Raw genomic sequence first — 18926 nt, forward strand, 5'->3', positions numbered from 1 at the left:
GCCCTGCACCGCCGGCCCTGCCGTGCAACGATCTTAGGCGGAGATGCGTCTTGCCAGGAAGTCGCGGATGGCGAACAGCGTTGCGTCCGGTGCTTCGGTCATCTGGTGGTGGCCCACCGGCAGATGGACGATCTGCACGTCCTTGTCCGCGGATCGCGCGGCCTGGATCAACCCCTGCGCGGCCTTGGGCGCGGTCATCTGGTCTTGTGTGCCCAAGGCAAACAGCACGGGGCACTGCACCGCTGCGATGGCCTGCTCGCCATGGGAGTAGCTGTCGCAGGCGACGAAGCCGCGGTGGAACACATTGACCTGCGGGTTGCTGCGCAGCACCTTGCGGCCCAGCGCCATGCCCGCGCCGTACACCCAGAAGCCCGCGCCTGAGGGGGGCGCGAGGGTGCTGCGCGAGAACACGTTGACCATGCGCAGCGCCTGCTCGGGGTCGGTCTGCGATGCCTCGATGAGCGCGGGCGACACCTTCATCGGGTAGGCCGTACCGACCAGCACCAGATGGCTCACGCGCCCGCCCAGGCGTGCGGCGGCCTCCAGCGCGATCAACGAGCCCCAGCTATGGCCCACCAGCGCGGCGCGCTGGATGGACAGTGCGTCGAGCAGGGCGCCCACGAAGTCGGCCGCCTGCTCCACGCTCGCAGGGGCATCGCCCGCGCTTTTGCTGTGGCCGGGCAGGTCGACGGCCAGCACGTTCCAGCCATGGTTTGCCATGTAGCGGCTTTGCAGCGCCCAGACGCTGTGGTCGTTGAGCACGCCGTGGATGAACACCACGGTGGGCTTAGCGGCATCGAAGGGCTTGCCGCCGGTGTAGCAGTAGGTCTGTGCGCCGTTGACTTGCACGTACATCACGCACCTGCCTTTCCCGCTTGCTTCTCCGCAGCCTTGAGTGCCCGCTTGAGGTCGTCGATCAGGTCGTCGGCATCTTCCAGTCCGATCGACAGGCGGATCGTGCCCTGGCTGATGCCGCCCGCGGCGAGCGCTTCGTCGCTCATGCGGAAGTGCGTGGTGGAGGCGGGGTGGATCACCAGGCTGCGGCAGTCACCCACATTGGCCAGGTGGCTGAAGAGCTTGAGCGTCTCGATGAACGTCTTGCCCTGCTCGCGGTTGCCCTTGAGGTCGAAGCTGAACACCGAGCCCGCGCCGCGCGGCAGCAGGCGCTGCGCGAGCTGGTGGCTGGGGTGGGACTCGAGCAGCGGGTGGCCCACGCGCTCGACGAACGGGTGGCTGGCCAGGAACTGCACCACCTTCTCGGTATTGCGCATGTGGCGTTCCATGCGCAGCGGCAGGGTCTCGATGCCCTGCAGGATCAGCCAGGCGGTGTGCGGGCTCATGCAGGCGCCGAAGTCGCGCAGGCCCTCGCGGCGAGCGCGCAGCAGGAAGGCGCCCACGGTGCTCTCCTCGGTGAACACCATGTTGTGAAAGCCGTCGTAGGGCTGGGTCAGCTCGGGGAAGCGGCCGGAGCCTTCCCAGTCAAAGCTGCCGCCATCGACCACGACGCCGCCGATCACCGTGCCATGGCCTGAGAGGAACTTGGTGGCCGAGTGGTACACCAGGTCCGCGCCATGCTCGAAGGGCTTGATGAGCCACGGCGAGGTGAGGGTGGAGTCCACCAGCAGGGGCACGCCGGCTTCATGCGCAATGTCCGCGACCGTGGGGATGTCCAGCACCTCCAGCCCGGGGTTGCCCACGGTTTCGCCAAAGAACAGCTTGGTGTTGGGGCGGATGGCGGCGCGCCAGCCGTCGATGTCGCCGGGCTTCACGAAGGTGGTGTCAATGCCGAAGCGGCGCAGCGTATAGTGCAGCAGGTTCTGGCTGCCGCCATACAGCGCCGTGCTGGCCACGATGTGGCTGCCCGCGCCCATCAATGTGGCAATCGCCAGGTGCAGCGCGGCCTGCCCGCTGGCCACGGCGATCGCGCCCACGCCGCCCTCCAGCGCCGCCACGCGCTGCTCCAGCACCGCGTTGGTGGGGTTGCTCAGGCGGCTGTACACATGGCCCGGGCGCTCCAGGTTGAACAGGGCCGCCGCATGGTCGCTCGACTCGAAGACGAACGAGGTGCTCAGGTGGATCGGCACGGCGCGCGCACCTGTGGCGGGGTCCGGCTGCGCGCCGGCGTGCAGGGCCAGCGTGTCGAAGCCGGGGTCGGAATATCCGGGCATTCATGTCTCCAAAGTGGTGAATTTGTGCGCCATTGTGGGCTATATTTATTCGCTATCGGGCTGCATGCAGCGCCTGCAGAACCCTTCGGAGACTCCCCATGAAAGTCAGCGACATCCTGCGCCTCAAAGGCAACACCCTCTACACCGTGCATCCCGACGAGCCGCTGGCCCGCGCTGTGGATGCCATGGCCGAGAAGGACATCGGCTCGCTGGTCGTGATGGAACATGGCGACCTGGTGGGCATGCTCACCTTCCGCGAGGTGATCCAGGCGCTGACGAAAAATGGTGGCGGCGTGGGCACCATGCTGGTGCGTACCGCCATGGACGACGCGCCGCTGACCTGCACGCTGGAGACCGACATGGACGAGGTGCGCCGCATGATGCTGGGCCGCCACGCGCGCTACATGCCGGTGATGGACAAGCGCATGCTGATGGGCGTGGTCAGCTTCTACGACGTGGCCAAGGCCGTGGTGGACAGCCAGAATTTCGAGAACAAGCTGCTCAAGGCCTACATCCGCGACTGGCCGCAGGAAGAATCGCGGCCGGCCAACTGATTTGGTGATCAAAATAGCTGCCAGCGCTTGTCAATCAAGCGCTGGCAGCTATTTTTTGGTAGTAACAGTGGCTCGGGGATAATCGCACTCCTATGAGCGGCAACACACTCGGTACCCTTTTTTGCGTCACCAACTTTGGTGAATCCCATGGCCCCGCCATCGGCTGCGTGATCGACGGCTGCCCGCCCGGCATGGAACTGTCCGAGGCCGACATTCAGGCCGACTTGGACCGCCGCCGCCCCGGCACCAGCCGCCATGTGACGCAGCGCAACGAGCCGGATGCGGTGGAAATCCTCTCGGGCGTGTATGAGGGCAAGACCACCGGCACGCCCATCGCGCTGCTGATCCGCAACACCGACCAGCGCAGCAAGGACTACGGCAACATCGCGCAGAGCTTCCGCCCGGGGCATGCCGACTATGCCTACTGGCACAAGTACGGCCTGCGCGACCCGCGCGGCGGCGGCCGCTCGTCTGCGCGCCTCACGGCACCCACCGTGGCTGCCGGCGCGGTGGCCAAGAAATGGCTGGCCGAGAAATACGGCACCCGCTTTCGTGCCTGCATGACCCAACTGGGCGAACTGCCCATCCCGTTCGAGAGTTGGGAGCATGTGCCGCACAACCCCTTCTTCGCACCGGTGGCCGACGTGCAGGCCTACGAGGACTACATGGACGCGCTGCGCAAGTCCGGCGACTCCTGCGGTGCGCGCATCCGCGTGCAGGCCACCAGCGTGCCCGTGGGGCTGGGCGAGCCGCTGTACGACAAGCTGGATGCCGACATCGCCTATGTGATGATGGGCCTGAACGCCGTGAAGGGTGTGGAGATTGGGGCCGGCTTTGCCAGCGTGGCCCAGCGCGGCACCACGCACGGCGATTCGCTCACGCCCACGGGCTTCGCCAGCAACAACGCGGGAGGCGTGCTGGGCGGCATCAGCACCGGGCAGGACATCGAGGTGTCGCTGGCCATCAAGCCCACCAGTTCCATCATCAGCCCGCGCGAGTCCATCGACATCCACGGCCAGAGTACCGAGGTGATCACGAAGGGGCGCCACGACCCCTGCGTGGGCATCCGCGCCGCGCCGATCGCCGAGGCGTTGCTCGCATTGGTCATCATGGACCATGCGCTGCGCCACCGTGCGCAATGCGGCGACGTGGTGCAGGCCGTGGCTCCGATTCCGGCAGTCCGCCTGGGGTGATGGTCAAAAACGGCTGCAGCGCCCGCCCAGTGGGCGCTGCCAGCTATCAATAGAAGAGCGACTGAAGCGTGGCGGCTTACTTGCGGACTTCGTCCACCAGCGCGCGGAACTCGTCGATGTCCTCGAAGCTGCGGTACACGCTGGCGTAGCGCACATACGCTACTTTGTCGAGCTTCTTCAACTCGCGCATGACCAACTCGCCGATGCGGCTGGACAGGATCTCGCGCTGCCCCAGGTTGAGCAGCTTTTCCTCGATGCGCTCGATGGCCGAGTCGATCTGCACTGTGCTCACCGGTCGCTTGCGCAGCGCCAGCTTGAACGATCCCAGCAGTTTCTCGCGGTCGTATTCGACGCGGCGGCCGTCCTTCTTGACGACCGTGGGGAAGTTGACTTCCGGTCGTTCGTAGGTCGTGAAGCGCTTGTCGCAGGCGCCGCACTGGCGCCTGCGGCGGATGAAGTCCCCGTCCTCGGAGACGCGGGTTTCGACGACCTGCGTCTCCTGATGGCTGCAAAAGGGGCACTTCATCGCAGCGGTCGATCAGCGATAGACCGGGAAGCGGCTGGTCAGCGCGTGCACCTTGGCGCGCACGGCTTCCAGGTTCGCCTCGTCATGCGGGTTGTCCAGCACGTCGGCCACCAGGTTGGCCGTGAGGCGCGTTTCCTCTTCCTTGAAACCCCGTGTCGTGATGGCGGGCGTGCCCACGCGAATGCCGCTGGTGACCATCGGCTTTTCGGGATCGTTGGGGATCGCGTTCTTGTTGATCGTGATATGGGCCTTGCCCAGGGCTGCCTCGGCCTCCTTGCCGGTGATGCCCTTGGCGCGAAGGTCCACCAGCATCACGTGGCTTTCGGTGCGACCGCTCACGATGCGCAGTCCGCGCTGGATCAGCGTTTCCGCGAACACCTTGGCGTTCTTGGTCACCTGCTGCTGATACTGCTTGAACTCGGGCGACAGGGCTTCCTTGAAGGCCACGGCCTTGGCGGCGATGACGTGTTCCAGCGGGCCGCCCTGCAGGCCGGGGAAGATGGCGCTGTTGATGGCCTTCTCGTGCTCGGCCTTCATCAGAATGATGCCGCCGCGCGGGCCGCGCAGGCTCTTGTGCGTGGTGGAGGTCACCACGTCCGCAAACGGCACCGGGTTGGGGTACTCGCCCGCGACGACCAGGCCGGCATAGTGGGCAATGTCCACCCAGAAGATGGCGCCGACTTCCTTGGCGATCTTCGCGAAGCGCTCGAAGTCGATGCGCAGGGCGTAGGCGGAGGCGCCGGCGATGATCAGCTTGGGCTTGTGCTCGCGGGCTTTGGCTTCCAGCGCCTCGTAATCGATCTCTTCCTTGTCGTTCAGTCCGTAGGAGACTACGTTGAACCACTTGCCGCTCATGTTCAGCGGCATGCCGTGCGTGAGGTGGCCGCCCTCGGCCAGGCTCATGCCCAGAATGGTGTCGCCGGGCTTCAGGAAGGCCATCAGCACAGCCTGGTTGGCCTGCGAACCCGAGTTGGGCTGCACATTGGCCGCTTCAGCGCCGAAGAGTTGCTTGATGCGGTCGATGGCCAACTGCTCGATCACGTCCACGTTCTCGCAGCCGCCGTAGTAGCGCTTGCCAGGGTAGCCTTCGGCGTACTTGTTGGTGAGCTGCGAGCCCTGAGCGGCCATCACGGCGGGCGAGGCGTAGTTCTCGCTGGCGATCAGCTCGATGTGCTCTTCCTGGCGGCGGTCTTCGGCCTGGATGGCGGCCCACACCTCGGGATCGGTTTGTTCGACAAGAATATTGCGTTGGTACATGGCAGTCCGATGAACTAAGTGTCCCTTGGCAATCAAGGGCTGCCCAGGCGAACGACGGATCGCTGCGGGGCTGGTGCCTGCCGCGCGGCACGCTCCCCAGTGGTTTGCAGAAAAACGCTGTTTCCTGCCGGTGTCCACGTCAGCGGCGGTGTCCCGGAAGACCTCCGCGCCTATCGCCAGTTGCGTGCCCTGCTAGTGTAGCTGAGCACGCCCTTCATCAGTGCCAGAGTAGGTTCCTTCAGAGGCCGCTCAGCAGGGCCACCTTCTCGCCAGTGGCAGGGGTTGCAGGTGCGGCTTCCGGTGTGGCAGGAGCCTTGGTGGACAAGAGAGGTGGATTCACGGGGCCGGCGGGAGAAACGCCCGTGCGACCATTGGCGACCTGGCGCAGCCGGAAATGCTCCGCCAGTACCTTGGCGGCGTAGCCCCCGTCGTCGGGCAGGTTGGCTGCGCCGACGTAGTAACGCAGTCCGCCTTCCAGTGAGCCGGCGCGCGCGATGCACTCCTGCAGCACCTTCACGCCCACGCGCAGGTTGGCCACGGGATCGAATGCCGCCAGGTGCCCACCAAAGCCTTCGTACTTGTCGGTATGCACGCGCGTCATCACCTGCATCAAGCCTTGCGCACCTACCGGGCTTTGTGCAAACGGGTTGAAACTCGATTCCACGGCCATGACGGCCAGGATCAAGGTGGGATCCAGCTTGGTCCGCGCGCCGATTTCATACGCCTCGGTGACCAGTGCCGCCAGCGGTTCGGGCGCCACGCGGTACTTCTTGCTGAGCCAGTAGGCCACGGCAGCCTGTTCCCGCGGCAACTCCTTGGGGTTGAGCGCTACTGCCCGCTCGCTTGCGGCGGGCTCCATAGGGAAGCCCACTACGGCTTCCTGGCGGGCCTGCAGCCAGCCCATGAGTTCTTCTTCTCCTGCCTGGCGCAGATCCGGGCGTGCCGTAAGTGTGATCACGCCAAAGACGACCCCCAGCCCGAGCAGGGCGAAGCCGCTGTGTGTCACTTCCAGAAAACCGTTGATCACATCGCCCGCAAACGTCCGGACGCCGGCAATCACATTTCCTGACGCTGTCATAGCTTTCCTTTCTAAGTCGGCTCCTGAGCGAAGAGCACTGTCGTGGTTGCTCAGGAGTCCGGTCCTGCCAGACGGTGGGGTCCGGGTGGGTATGCCGTTCAGTCCGTTTAGGCGCGTTAGGCCCAGGGGAATCTGTTGACTGTCGTAGCCGAAATCTGTAGCGGCTAGGGTTTTTACTAGGCCTTGGTTGAGGGCTGGCGGATTCTAGGAGGTCTCCAAATTCAAGGTCAATACTAACATTTGAATTTTTTAGAACAAAAAGTTCTGTTGTATCTGTGGGAAAGCACAGATTTTTCGCGCATGTCCTTTTAAGAAGGGTCTGTGCGCAAGCAATTCAACTGCTTGATGAAACAGTCAATTGCATGAAATCTTTCATTGCTAAAAGCTGTTGGAAGGCGCGCTCGAATTTGCTATCTTTAAGGCGCCTGAACGACTCAGGCATCCGCCAAACGGGGCGATCAGCGCGATGAATGGCAGACAGTGCCGCATCACATGAGATCTCCTCCAAGGCAACCCCTGGAGGCAATCCCTTGCCTCCGGCGCTTGAGACGATCCTCTCCCAAGCGCAAAAAGATGGCGAAAGACCGTTGTGTCAGCCGTCAAGCCCGGTGTACGAAGAAGTTCGACACCGGGCTTTCTTTTTTTGCGTTTTTTTACCTGCCTGCGTCAGCGCGGGACCGGTCCCATTGCGTTGGTAGCTCAACAGAATAGGTGCCGCGTGCTGCAAGTCATCAAGAACAACCCCTGGATTCGTCGATTTGCATGGTTGGTGCTGTGCTGGGGCGGCGCGTGGCTGCTCGGTTGGCTGGTGGTCCCTCCGCTGGCGCAGTCGCAGATTGAAAGGCATGCGAGTGAAGCGCTGGGGCGCAAGCTGACGGTCGAACGGGTGGAGTTTCTGCCCTGGACTTTGGAGGCCACTTTGCACGGCGTAGCCCTGGCGTCAAAGGATGGCAGTTCAGAGCAGGTACGGGTGGGCCGCATCTATATAGACGCTGAATTGCAATCCCTTTGGCGGGGCGCTCCAGTGATCGATGCGCTGCAGGTAGACGACCCGGTAGTTCGTGTCACGCAATTGGCCCCAGGGGTTTATGACGTGGACGACTTGCTCGCGCTCATGGCGGCGAAGCCGCAGGGCGAGAAATCAGCCACGGAGCCGGCACATTTCGCGCTCTTCAATATCGCATTGAAGGGTGGTGTCGTCGAATTCGATGACCGTACGGTGGGGGTGGTGCACACGTTGCGCCGCGTGGAACTGGACGTTCCTTTCCTGAGCAGTTTTTCTGCGGACCGCGAGGTCAAGGTGACGCCGCGCCTGGCGTTTGAGCTCAACGGCAGCACCTTTGATACCTCAGCGATGGCCACTCCCTTCATGGACGCCAGGCAAGCCGAGGTACGCCTGCATATTGAGAATTTCGACCTGGCCCCCTTCGGTCGCTACCTGCCGCCCAGCGTGCCGGTGCGGCTCAAGGCGGGGCGATTGGGCGCGGATGTTCAACTAGGGTTCGAGCAGCGGGAGACCCCTCGACTGCGGATTTCCGGGGATGTGCAACTGAGCGGGGTACATGCCACCGATGCGCAGGAGCAGCCTTTGCTGCAGTTCGAGGAAATGCGTGCCGTATTCAAGGAGGCGGAGCCCCTGCGGCGCAGGATCAACATTGATCTGCTGGAATGGCGCGGCGCGCGTGCACATGTACGCCGAAACGTGGCGGGTGAAGTAAAGCTTGCGGGATTGCCACGGGCCGAGAGGGACGAGCACCCAGCGCCACAGACAAAGGAGTCTGCGGAGCCCTGGCGCGTTTATATCGCCAGGGTGGGTTTGCGGGATGGCTTCATCCAATGGACCGATGCCAGCCTGCCGCGGGGGACCGCCGCGTGGGATGTGGAAGACCTGCAGGTAGAAGCGTCGTCCATTGCCTTGCCGCTGGAACAGCCCATGCAACTGCGTGCGAGTGCTTCCCTCAGGCAGTCTGCGGTCGCCGGCAGCAGCGAATCCGCGCGATTGGCTGTGCTGGGCCAAGTGAGCGCCTCGCAGGCGCAGGCCGGCCTTTCCATCAAGGGCCTGCCGCTGTCCATCGCTGCGCCCTATCTGGCTGGCGTGCTGCAACCCCGCGTGGAAGGTTCCGTGGATGCGGACCTGGGAATAGCACGGCATGGCGATGTCGTGCTGGCGAAGGTGGCTGCGTTGTCCGTGGATAAGTTGGCGCTGCGTTGCGCCTCCAAGGAACAATGCGTTCCACTGCAGAGCGCAGGAATCAAGGACGCGCCTGCGGATTCACTGGCCGCGTGGAGCCGGCTGGAAGTGGGCAATGCCTGGGTACGCTGGCCCCAGCGCGCCGTATCGGTAGAGCGGATTTCGTTGCAGAGGCCGCGCCTGCTGCTGTCGCGCACTCGCACGGGGGAATGGATGTTTGAACAGTGGGGCGTGTCGCACCCGGGGGTGACGGGGCCCAACGCGGACGCTCCAAAGGCTGCGGGTCTTCCCTGGTCCATGGGGCTGGCTTCCCTGGAGATCGATGGCGCAGCAGTGGCTTTGCGCGACGCGGTAGCGCAGAGCGCCGTAGCGCTGAATGTGTTCGATCTGCAGCTGCACGCGCGGGATTTCGCTTATGCGGACGGGCGGGTCACTCCCACGGCATTGCGCCTGGAAGGCCGGGTGGGTGCAGGGAGGACCGAACCCGGGCGATTGCGCTACGAGGGCTCGGTGGCGATGGCGCCCGTTCTGACGGCGCAGGGCAAGGTACACGCCCAACACCTGCCGTTGCACGCGCTGGAGCCCTATGTAGGGCAGCAGCTTAACGTCGATATCCTCCGTGCCGATGGTGGCTTCGACGGAGACGTGCGCTATGTCCAGGGGAATGCCGGCGCCACTGTTTCGGTCAAGGGGGATGTGTCGCTGGACGAGGTGCGCGTGCGCGCCAAGGCTGGCTTGGACATGCCTGAGGAGACGAAGGCCGGCGAGCGGACCGTAGGTGCCCGGGGCGTAGGCGCGCGGGGCGAGGATCTGCTGCGCTGGAAATCCCTGGCGTTGCGCGGGGTGGCGATGAATTTGCAGCCAGACCAGCCTGTGTCTCTGGATGTGAAGGAAACGGCGCTCAGCGATTTCTTCGCACGGATCATCGTGCAGGAAGACGGCCGCATCAATTTGCAGGATATTCGCAAGGCTTCGGCACCGGAAGACGCGGTTGCGGCATCGAACGCTGCGGCCGCCGCTCCGGCAGCGGCCCCTTCGGCTCCGCAGATCCGCTTTGGTCCCGTGGCGCTGACCAATGGATCGGTGCGCTTCACGGATTACTTCATCAAACCCAACTACTCTGCCGACCTGAGTGCACTCACTGGCCGGTTGAGCTCATTTTCCTCGGTGTCGCCGGAGGCGGGGGCAGCGCCGCAGATGGCCGACCTGGAATTGCGCGGTCGCGCCCAGGGGACGGCGTCACTGGAAGTCACCGGCCGCATCAACCCGCTTGTCAAGCCCCTGGCGCTGGATATTCAGGGGCGCATGCGTGACCTTGAGTTGCCCCCGTTGTCGCCTTACACCATCAAGTACGCGGGTCATGGGATAGAGAAGGGCAAGCTCAGCATGGACGTGGCGTACAAGATCTTGCCCGATGGGCAGCTCATCGCCACCAACAAGCTGGTATTGAACCAACTGGCGTTTGGGGAACCCGTGGAGGGCGCGTCCGCCAGTCTGCCCGTGCGGCTGGCGACGGCCCTGCTGGCGGACCGCAATGGGATCATCGACGTGGATCTGCCCATCAGCGGCTCCCTCAACGACCCCGAATTCCGTCTCGGAGCGGTCATCCTGAAGGTCATCGGCAACCTCATCATGAAAGCGATCACCGCCCCCTTTTCCCTGTTGGCTGGCGCTTTCGGCGACGCGGGCGAGCAGGGCGCGGTTCTCTTCGCGCTGGGCAGCGCAGAACTGGATGAGAAGGCCCGACAGCAACTGGACAAAATCGCCAACGAACTGAACAACCGCCCCGCACTGAAGGTCACGGTCGTGGGTTGGGCACAGCCCGACGCCGAGCAGCTGGCATGGAAACGCCAGCGTTTGCGAGACATGGCCGAGGCGCAAAAGCGCAGGGCAGCCATCCGTGCGGGTGAACCTGCGGACAGCATCGCGCCGCTCACTGAGGAGGAATACCCTGCGCTGCTGAAGGAGTTGTATCGCCGGTCCGACATCCGCAAACCGCGCAACTTCGTCGGTCTGGCGAAGGACGTACCCGTTGCAGAGATGGAGGCTCTGCTGATGCGCAACCTGACAGTTCCGGACAACGCCATGGAGGATCTGGCCTTGGCGCGAGGGGTGGCCGTGCGGGACTACCTGGCGCAACAGCAAGTCCCGCTTGAACGTTTGTTCGTAGGCGCAAGCAAGCTGCAGCCGGGGGGGGAGGGTGACGCGCCATGGCGGCCGAAGGCAGAGCTTTCTTTGAATGCCCAGTGAGGGGCGCGCGGGATTTTGTAACCTCACAGGGTGCGGCTACCGGTACAGTACCGTTCCAATGCGAGCGCGGTTCCCGCGCCATCCCGTCTATCCCTCGGATTCCTGATCTGGCGCAGCGGGAAGGCGGTGTAAAACCGGGCGAAAATAGCCGCTTGTCCGTGAGCGATGCCCACCTACTGCTTGCGCTGTTGGCGCAAGGTGGCTCGCTTGCACCTTGATGAATCCATGTTCCCTTTTTCTTCACGTAGCAAAATGTCCGACGCATCTGACGCGACCCCGGTCCCTGCCAAAACCAGCGAGCCGCATCCCCTTGATGCATTGACGGGCGGCGCTTTCTCTGCGGCCACGTCGGGTGAACGCTCGGCACGCATCCGTGAATGGTTGTCCACCCAGCCTGGCGTGGAAAAGCTCCAGGAAGTATTCAAGGAATTGAGTGCGCGGGACAAAGGCGCCGCGCGCGCAGTGCGTGAGCGACTGGACGAGATTCGGCGCGCGGAGGGCCAGGAGGCGATCGCCGCCGAATGGGCAGCCAAGGCCGAAGCGCTGCTCGCAGCCGCCAAGCTCAACATTGCCGACGCGCTCGCCTGGCAGCGCGATGCGGCCAAGGCCGGCGCGCCGCTGTCCCGCGAACCTCTGTCGGTGCTCAAACAGCGTCTGAACGAGCGCGTGAAAACCATCGAAGACCTGCAGCATCGTGTTCAGGTGCAGCGCGAAGCCGCCGTTCTGCTCGCGCAGCGCATCGAAGTGCTCTCCACCAAACCGTGGAAGGATGCGCAGTCTGCGCTGGAACTGCTGAACGCCGATGTCGGCCGCTGGCAGGAGCAGGCCCAGGCACTTGCCGACGACAGTGCCTGGCCTAGCGTAGAGGCGCGCTTTCCCGCGTTGCTCGATGCTTCGCGCAGCCAGTTGCTGGTGGTGTGGGAAGCGTTTCAGTCGGCATTGGCGCAGGCTGTCCTTGCGGCAGAAGACCCCTCGGCTCCCCTGCCGCCCGTGCCCGTGTGGTCCGACGAACTGCGCCAGGCGCGCGGGCTACCCCTAGAGGCGGGAGCCGCCGCCAAGACGCCTGCCCCCCGCCCATCCAAGCCGCAGGCGACTCCTGAAATGCGCGAGAAGGCCCTGCAGGCCGTTCAGGAGGCCCTGGCCAAGCTGGAGCAGGAAACCGCACAGGGCCATGGCAAGGCCAGCGCTGGCGCCGCGACTGCGCTGCGCGCCGTGCTTAAGGTGCACGGCAAGTTGATCGATGCCGAACTGGAGCAGAAAGTGCACGCCGCCCTCGTGGCTGCGGGCGAGTTGGAGGGCTGGCAGCGCTGGAGCGCCGACCAGGTGCGCGAGGATCTCGTGGCACGGGCCGAGGCCCTGCTGCGCAGGCCGGAAGGACAGTCCCTCGGCGGGCGCAAGATGCAGGAAACGCTGCGCCAGCTGCGCGAGCAGTGGAAGCAGGCCGACCAGGGGGCGCCGGCCAACCACGCCCTGTGGAAGAAATTCGACGATGCGTGCAATGCCGCGCACAAGGTGGTCGAGGGCTGGCTGGAGAAGGTGCGTGCCGAAGGTGCCGAACACCGTGCGCAGCGGTTGGCGCTGATCGAAGAGGTGAATGCCTGGGCCCAATCGCAGGCCGCTGCCGCTGCGCAGGACTGGAAGTCCTTCAGTCGTGCATTGCACCAGTTTGCCGAGCGTTGGCGCACCGGTGGCCATGTGAGCGAAAAGATGTTCGCTGAACTGCAGCCACTGTGGAAGCAGGCACTGGCGGCTGCCAGCGCTCCGCTGGAGGCTGCGCAGAAGGCCAGCCTGGAGCGCCGCCACGCCATGATCGACGAGGCAGGCGCCCTGGGTGCGGCCCCGGGTCTGCGCATCGATGCCATCAAGGCCTTGCAGCAGCGTTGGCAGGCCGAGGCGCAGGCGGTGCCGCTGGATCGCAAGCATGAGCAGAAGCTCTGGGACGCGTTCCGCAAGCCCATCGACGAGGCGTTCAACCGCAAGTCGGCCGAACGTGAGCGCAGTGCCTCCGAGTTGAGCGCGCGCGACCGGGCCGTGCTGGAGGCATCCAAGGCGCTGGAGGCCGCCAATGCGTCGGGCGATGCGCAGAAGATCCGCGGTGCCATGGCCGCGCTGGAGCGCGCGCTGAAGGAGCCTGCCGGCGAATCGGGGGTTTCCGAGAATTTAGATAAAAAAGCCGATCAAACCATTGATGGTCAAGCGCAAGCAGCTACTGATTCGGTAGCAGATCAAAACGATGCGCCGACTTCCAAACCCGTGCCTGCGGCGCGTCCGGTGGTGGCCGTGCGTGGCGATGACCGGCCGGGGGCGCGCAAGGCGGCGCCCGCGCAGCCCACGGTCACCGGCCGTGGTGGCGACCGGCGTGACGGCCGCGGCCCACGGGACAGCGGTATGCAGGGACGGGGGCGGGAGCGCGATGGTGCTGCTGCGCGAGGTCCGCGTCTGGGTGATGCGGCTTTCCGCGCGCAACGCGACGCCATGGAGCATGCGCAGGGCGCGCTGCGCAAGCTGGCGGCACAGGCCCATGGCGAAGCGCTCACGCAGCTGTTGTCGGCCTGGAAAAGCCGCGACGCTGCGCAATTGCCCAGCGTCCAGGAACTGGGCGGCAAGGTGCCCCCCACGGCGCGCACCGCCTGGTCGCAGGCGATTGCGGCACCTGCGGCCGGGGGAGCCCCGGAAGCATTGCTGCGGCTGGAGATCGCGGCGGAGGTCCCGACGCCCGCAGACCAACTGGCCGCACGGCGTGCTCTGCAGCTGCAGTTGCTCACGCGTCGCAACGATCCCTCGCCGGCGCAAACCTGGACGCAGGATGTGGCGCGCGTGCTGGAAGGCGCCAGCGACGAGGCAGGCGCGCGCCGCCTGCAGAGCGCATTGAAGGTCCTGCTCGGCAAATAGTCGGCAGTGTCGTCGCCCAGGGCGGGCATCCGTGTCGTTCCGGAGAAGGACGCTACGGATGCCGGCGCATCAACTCGTCCGGGTGCGCGGAACGGCAAGCCCCAAGGCAAATACGGAGTTCGGCACATCCCCTGACGGTAGCTGGGTTTTCGCTGCCCGTCGGCCTGTGGTGCTGGCGGGCGGGGCCACTACCACGGCTGCAGAATGGTCGGCATGGCAGGCGCTGGCTTCCCGCTGGGTCAGCAGGTCCGCCACCGTAATGGACTGCAGGTATTCCATGACACGCGAGTGAAAGCTGGCCCACAGCTCGGCCGTCATCTCGCCTGGTGCCGATGCGGTGCCGGTGTCCGTGCCCTTGTCATCGGCGCCGCCCATGTATTTTTCGGAGGCGATGACGATATCGGCCACGGAGAGTTCCTGTGGCGGCCGTGTCAGCGTGTACCCTCCGCCGGGCCCGCGAATGCTGTGGACCAGGCCGGCGCGGCGCAGTGCGCTGAAGATGTCTTCGAGATATGACAGGGAGATGCCTTGGCGGGCGCTGATGGAGGGAAGCGCGATCGGCCGGCCGTGGGAGCGCAAGGCCAGATCGGTGACCGCAGTGACGGCGAGTTTGCCTCGGGTGGTCAAACGCATGGTGCTGTTCCTGAGGGGAGGAAAAGGGCCTGAAGCCATCGGTCCGATGGTCAGGAGGGAAAAGAGGAAGGGGGTTGCACGCCGGAGTTGCGCGGCGCACCTGTCTTTCGCGTTCGCAGAACGCGTCCAGGCGGGCGCAACCTTTTAGACGCGCAGAGCCAGGGACCTGGGAGGTTTAGGCTGCTTTTTCAGCACAGGGGAGAGGGCGGCTCTCTCCCATTGCGCGGGGCAACTGAACAAGCCATGGAGGGGCTTGCCGCGAAAGGCGCGTATGTTCTGATCGTCCGGTAGATCCTGCTGCGCGTCCATCAGGCCGTGCTCGCCTTCGGATAACGCGTCGTTTGCCACGGAAGGGTCAGCGGCTGTTGCCATCGCGGCTTTGTCTGCTGGTGCCAACTGCACGGAGGCGACCGCTGGCCGGAGGTGTTCCACGGGTGGCACCTTGCCAAATGCGGAGACACCCACGCTCAGCAGGAAGTGGAGGGTGAAAACCGCAATCAACCATCTCGGCATGGTGGACAAATTATACGGGCGGGTCCTTAAAGCCCTTCGGCAATACATGAGGACAGTGGTCTGACTCATTGGCCTTTGGCTACACGCGCGTGTGTCGCCGGTGCGGCAGGTGGGACGGGATCCCTTGAGCCTCAAGATGATGCGTCATACTGCGGCCCAGGTTGTGCACTAACGCCAACTGTTGGTTCGCCCGCTTGTCCATTGCCATGAATGTCGTGCCTTCCGATTGTCCCCCTTTCACCTTCCACGGAGGCACCGCGCCACTGCTGGTTTCCATGCCCCATGTGGGCACCCATGTGCCAGACGCCATCGCAAGGCGTCTCAACCCCGAGGCGCGGAGCGTTCCGGACACCGATTGGCATTTGGAACGGCTCTACGGTTTTGCGAAGTCGAAGGGAGCTTCAGTACTGGTCGCCACGCACTCACGCTATGTGATTGACCTCAATCGCCCTCCTGATGGCTCCAGCCTCTACCCAGGCCAGAGCGTCACTGCGCTGTGCCCTGTTGACGCCTTTGACAGCACGCCGTTGTATGGCGGCGGGCCCGTGCCGGACGCAGCCGAGGTCGCCGCGCGGCGCGATGCATTGTGGGAGCCCTACCATGCCCAGTTGCGGGAGGAGTTGAACCGTATGCGCGCCACCCATGGCGTGGCGGTGTTGTGGGATGCGCACTCGATTCGGTCGGTCCTTCCGCGCTTCTTCGACGGCACATTGCCAGACCTGAACCTGGGTACCGCCGGAGGCGCGAGCTGCGATGCAGCGCTGGCGCAGGAGCTGTTTGCCATTGCCAAAACGGCGCCCGGCCACACGGCCGTGCTCAACGGACGGTTCAAGGGAGGCTACATCACGCGCCGTTACGGCGAGCCTGCGCGCAACATCCACGCGGTCCAACTGGAGATGACACAGTGCAGCTATATGCAGGAGGCACCGCCGTTCAACTACCTGCCGGAGCGCGCCGGGCGCATTCAGCCCACGCTGCAACGCATGGTGGAGGCAGCACTCCGGTTCGCGCAGCAACGGTCATTGCGCTGACGCGCTAAGATGCGCGCATGCAGGTTTCCAGTCCCTCTCTCGTAGCGCAAGATCCGGCCGAGGCGCCGTGGGGATGGTCCAGACAATTCCGCATGCCGGTCTTCAAGCCGGGCACCCGGGTGAGGCGAGCCGGAAGTTGGGAAACTGTCAGCCATGTAGCACTGCGGCGCCAGGATCTGGCTGTGTACCTGGTGGGGCGCGCTGAACCCGTGGACCCCCTGGAGCTGGAGCTCGAACCCACCTTGTTTACCACTGCTCGGGTGCCAGAGAGGCACTGAACAGCGGGTATCAACGCACCAATAGGTGAACTAGATGCCGCAGCGGTGCGCCATGGCTTCACCCAGCCTCACGGGCCGCGCTGCTTCCCATCCCGGCATGAACTGCACTGCGCCGCGGGGAAACAGCAGCACGACCGTGGAGCCCAGCAGAAAACGCCCCATTTCATCACCCTGACGAAGCACGACTTCTCGGTCCCCATAATCCCAGCGGCGCGGTTGGCCGGTACGCGGTGGATTGACCTGGCCGTGCCATACCGTGGCCATGCTGCCGACAATGGTGGCGCCTACCAGCACGAGCGCCATGGGGCCCAGGGGCGTTTCGAACAGGCAGACCACACGTTCGTTGCGCGCAAACAGTCCGGGCACACCGCGTGCGGTGGCCGGGTTCACTGAAAACAATGCCCCAGGCACATGGTCCATACGCACCAGTCGTCCATCGCACGGCATGTGAATGCGGTGGTAGTCGCGTGGACTGAGATAGATGGTGGCGAAGCTGCCATCCTGGAACTGCGCGGCCATTTGGGCGTCGCCGCCAAGCAGAGCCGCGGTGGAGTAGAGGTGGCCTTTGGCTTGGAAGATCTGGTCCTGCTCGATAGGACCGATCTGGCTGACCGCTCCATCCACAGGGCATACCACCGCAGCATCGGCAAGCGGGCGCAGTCCAGGGCGCAACGCACGTGTGAAGAAGTCGTTGAAGGTTGCGTAGCTCGCAATGTCCGGATTGGCCGCCTCGCTCATGTCCACGCCGTAGCGTGCCACAAACCGGCGGATGACCGCGGTGGTCAATTGGCCCGCGCGCGCAGACGCCATACGTCCGGCAAACGAGGTCAGGGCTTGTTTGGGTAACAAGTACTGAGGCAGTACGGCGATACGATCAGACACGTGGCGGTAATCCTGGTGATGGAGCCGGATGATTCTAAGGGGGAGGGTGGATTGCGCCCCAGCCGTGCGTCCCGTGCGGTTGTGGATGCCCGTAATGGCGCAAAAAACCACATGCCCTGCAAGTTCAGGGCTTGCCCGGATAATGCCCGGCGTCCTCGAGCCACGGCCGCCGCGCCGATTCTCTGCGCAGTTTGGCGCCTTCTCCCATTCATGTCTGCACCCCCATTCCCTCGCACAGACGCTGCAGTAGAGCCGCCGCCGTCAGTCTTACGGCGCATCGCTGGCTGGCTGCGCCTTTTCTGGCCGGCACCCGCTGGCGTCAATCAGCGCGAACGCTTGCGCATGGTGTCGGGTATCACGCTTTGCGTGGCCGTGGTGGCGCTGTTTGCGCATTGGTTCGGGGTTGGCCTGCCGGTCCCGTGGATGGTGGCCTCCCTGGGCTCCAGTGCGGTGCTCATCATTGCGATGCCGTCCAGCCCCCTCGCCCAGCCGTGGCCAGTGCTGGCGGGCAGCGTGCTGTCGTACATGGTAGGCGTTGCCTGCGCCACGCTGGTTCCCCACGTCGCTCTGGCCTGCGGCGCAGCCGTGGGACTTGCCGTGGCGGTCATGCTGGCATTGCGCTGCCTGCACCCCCCAGGCGGGGCGATGGCCTTGTTCGCTGTGCTCAATCCGCAGGACGGCGCGGCTTTTGCGGTATTTCCGGTGCTGCTCAATATGCTGGCGTTGGTGTTGATGGGGATGGCCTTCAATCACTTGACCGGGCGCAGCTATCCGCATGCACAAAGAGCGCGGGGGGCCGCGCATAAGGGATCTGGCGCTTTCATCTCGGCCGATTTGGATGCCGCCTTATCGCACTACAACCAAGTGCTGGATGTCAGTCGCGCCGACCTGGAGGGGCTTTTGCACTTGGCTGGCAAAGCCGCCTTCCAGCGCACGCTTGGCGAGCTGCGATGCGGCGAGATCATGTCATCACCGGTGCATGCGGTGGTTGCCGAGACCCCCCTCAAGGATGCCTGGGCGCTCATGCGCAAGCATGCCGTCAAGGCGTTGCCGGTAGTGGACGGGGCGCGCAGGGTGGTCGGCATCGTCACGGTGGCAGACTTCATGCGCCTGGCCAATCTGGACATGCATGAAGGCATGGGCCAGCGTCTACGCTCGCTCATCATGGGGCGGCCCAAACGTCCCGAGCAAGTACAAGGCCTGATGTCGTCTCCCGTGCAGCAGGTGCTGTCTGAACAGCATGTGATGGATCTGGTGCCTCTGTTCTCCGAGGCGGGACACCACCACATTCCGGTGGTGAATGATGCGCAGGAACTGGTTGGCATCATCACGCAGACGGACCTCGTGAAGACCTTGGCTGCCGCGGTTGCCCGGCCATAGGCCCAGCTTCGACATCGCAGTACAATTCCGCCGCTTATGCACAGCGCTTCGCCTGTCCATTGAAGCCGTTTCCCCGGCCTTACGGCCTCCTGCGCCTTTG

At 64.6% G+C, this 18926-nt stretch carries 13 protein-coding genes and 1 riboswitch; of the genes, 6 read left to right on the forward strand and 7 right to left on the reverse strand.

The features are described 5' to 3' along the window. Positions 1–33: 33 nt before the first annotated feature. Together BA022_RS03040 and BA022_RS03045 are read right to left on the reverse strand one after the other, a co-directional pair. Positions 34–855 (reverse strand): alpha/beta fold hydrolase, encoded by an 822-nt coding sequence (locus BA022_RS03040; protein ID WP_088886520.1) that lies wholly within the window; start codon positions 853–855, stop codon positions 34–36. After that, positions 855–2168, reverse strand: a complete 1314-nt coding sequence (locus BA022_RS03045) for an O-acetylhomoserine aminocarboxypropyltransferase (protein ID WP_088886521.1) — start codon at positions 2166–2168, stop codon at positions 855–857. The genes BA022_RS03040 and BA022_RS03045 overlap by 1 nt, the downstream gene beginning before the upstream one ends. A 98-nt stretch (positions 2169–2266) precedes the next feature. Here BA022_RS03045 and BA022_RS03050 point away from each other — a divergent pair, with 98 nt between their 5' ends. Then, entirely contained in the window at positions 2267–2722 is a 456-nt protein-coding gene (locus BA022_RS03050; RefSeq protein WP_047351400.1) for a CBS domain-containing protein, read from the forward strand. 92 nt (positions 2723–2814) lie between these two features. Then, the gene (gene aroC, locus BA022_RS03055) at positions 2815–3915 is read left to right on the forward strand and encodes a chorismate synthase (RefSeq protein ID WP_088886522.1); all 1101 of its coding nucleotides are present in this window, start codon (positions 2815–2817) and stop codon (positions 3913–3915) included. 76 nt (positions 3916–3991) lie between these two features. Here aroC and nrdR read toward each other — a convergent pair whose 3' ends face one another. The 3 genes from nrdR to BA022_RS03070 form a co-directional block, all read right to left on the reverse strand. Further along, positions 3992–4441, reverse strand: a complete 450-nt coding sequence (gene nrdR / locus BA022_RS03060; protein ID WP_011804930.1) for a transcriptional regulator NrdR — start codon at positions 4439–4441, stop codon at positions 3992–3994. A 12-nt stretch (positions 4442–4453) separates the two neighbouring features. Further along, positions 4454–5698, reverse strand: coding sequence for a serine hydroxymethyltransferase (gene glyA, locus BA022_RS03065; RefSeq protein WP_088886523.1), 1245 nt, complete (start codon positions 5696–5698; stop codon positions 4454–4456). Positions 5699–5732: 34 nt separating this feature from the next. After that, positions 5733–5892: riboswitch (ZMP/ZTP riboswitch) on the reverse strand. Positions 5893–5936: 44 nt separating this feature from the next. Then, positions 5937–6776: a lytic transglycosylase domain-containing protein gene (locus BA022_RS03070; RefSeq protein ID WP_011804932.1), complete on the reverse strand. Its 840-nt coding sequence runs from the start codon at positions 6774–6776 to the stop codon at positions 5937–5939. Positions 6777–7494: 718 nt separating this feature from the next. Here BA022_RS03070 and BA022_RS03075 point away from each other — a divergent pair. Together BA022_RS03075 and BA022_RS03080 are read left to right on the forward strand one after the other, a co-directional pair. Continuing rightward, positions 7495–11217: a DUF748 domain-containing protein gene (locus BA022_RS03075; RefSeq protein ID WP_088886524.1), complete on the forward strand. Its 3723-nt coding sequence runs from the start codon at positions 7495–7497 to the stop codon at positions 11215–11217. A gap of 252 nt (positions 11218–11469) precedes the next feature. After that, positions 11470–14109 carry a DUF349 domain-containing protein gene (locus tag BA022_RS03080; RefSeq protein WP_088886525.1) on the forward strand — a complete coding sequence of 880 codons (2640 nt, stop codon included), beginning with the start codon at positions 11470–11472 and terminating at the stop codon, positions 14107–14109. Positions 14110–14178: 69 nt separating this feature from the next. Here the strand turns inward: BA022_RS03080 and BA022_RS03085 are convergent, their stop codons facing one another. Continuing rightward, a complete protein-coding gene (locus BA022_RS03085) occupies positions 14179–14742 on the reverse strand; it encodes an Rrf2 family transcriptional regulator (RefSeq protein ID WP_011804935.1) in 564 nt (187 codons plus the stop codon). A gap of 719 nt (positions 14743–15461) precedes the next feature. On the opposite strand from BA022_RS03085, the gene hutG reads away from it, so the two are divergent. Further along, positions 15462–16286 (forward strand): N-formylglutamate deformylase, encoded by an 825-nt coding sequence (hutG, locus tag BA022_RS03095; RefSeq protein WP_088886527.1) that lies wholly within the window; start codon positions 15462–15464, stop codon positions 16284–16286. A 308-nt stretch (positions 16287–16594) separates the two neighbouring features. On the opposite strand, the gene asd is transcribed toward hutG, so the two are convergent. Continuing rightward, positions 16595–17446, reverse strand: coding sequence for an archaetidylserine decarboxylase (gene asd, locus BA022_RS03105; protein WP_088886528.1), 852 nt, complete (start codon positions 17444–17446; stop codon positions 16595–16597). A gap of 210 nt (positions 17447–17656) precedes the next feature. Between asd and BA022_RS03110 the strand changes: the two genes are divergently transcribed. Then, positions 17657–18826, forward strand: a complete 1170-nt coding sequence (locus BA022_RS03110) for an HPP family protein (protein WP_088886529.1) — start codon at positions 17657–17659, stop codon at positions 18824–18826. Positions 18827–18926: the final 100 nt, after the last annotated feature.

It is taken from the genome of Diaphorobacter nitroreducens (assembly GCF_002214645.1).
GTDB lineage: Bacteria > Pseudomonadota > Gammaproteobacteria > Burkholderiales > Burkholderiaceae_C > Diaphorobacter > Diaphorobacter nitroreducens.

Bases quoted from the DNA above. Each gene is read 5' to 3' on its own strand.
- BA022_RS03040 (WP_088886520.1), bottom strand. From the start codon at position 855: ATGTACGTGCAAGTCAACGGCGCACAGACCTACTGCTACACCGGCGGC.
- BA022_RS03045 (WP_088886521.1), bottom strand. From the start codon at position 2,168: ATGCCCGGATATTCCGACCCCGGCTTCGACACGCTGGCCCTGCACGCC.
- BA022_RS03050 (WP_047351400.1), top strand. From the start codon at position 2,267: ATGAAAGTCAGCGACATCCTGCGCCTCAAAGGCAACACCCTCTACACC.
- aroC (WP_088886522.1), top strand. From the start codon at position 2,815: ATGAGCGGCAACACACTCGGTACCCTTTTTTGCGTCACCAACTTTGGT.
- nrdR (WP_011804930.1), bottom strand. From the start codon at position 4,441: ATGAAGTGCCCCTTTTGCAGCCATCAGGAGACGCAGGTCGTCGAAACC.
- glyA (WP_088886523.1), bottom strand. From the start codon at position 5,698: ATGTACCAACGCAATATTCTTGTCGAACAAACCGATCCCGAGGTGTGG.
- BA022_RS03070 (WP_011804932.1), bottom strand. From the start codon at position 6,776: ATGACAGCGTCAGGAAATGTGATTGCCGGCGTCCGGACGTTTGCGGGC.
- BA022_RS03080 (WP_088886525.1), top strand. From the start codon at position 11,470: ATGTCCGACGCATCTGACGCGACCCCGGTCCCTGCCAAAACCAGCGAG.
- BA022_RS03085 (WP_011804935.1), bottom strand. From the start codon at position 14,742: ATGCGTTTGACCACCCGAGGCAAACTCGCCGTCACTGCGGTCACCGAT.
- hutG (WP_088886527.1), top strand. From the start codon at position 15,462: ATGAATGTCGTGCCTTCCGATTGTCCCCCTTTCACCTTCCACGGAGGC.
- BA022_RS03110 (WP_088886529.1), top strand. From the start codon at position 17,657: ATGTCTGCACCCCCATTCCCTCGCACAGACGCTGCAGTAGAGCCGCCG.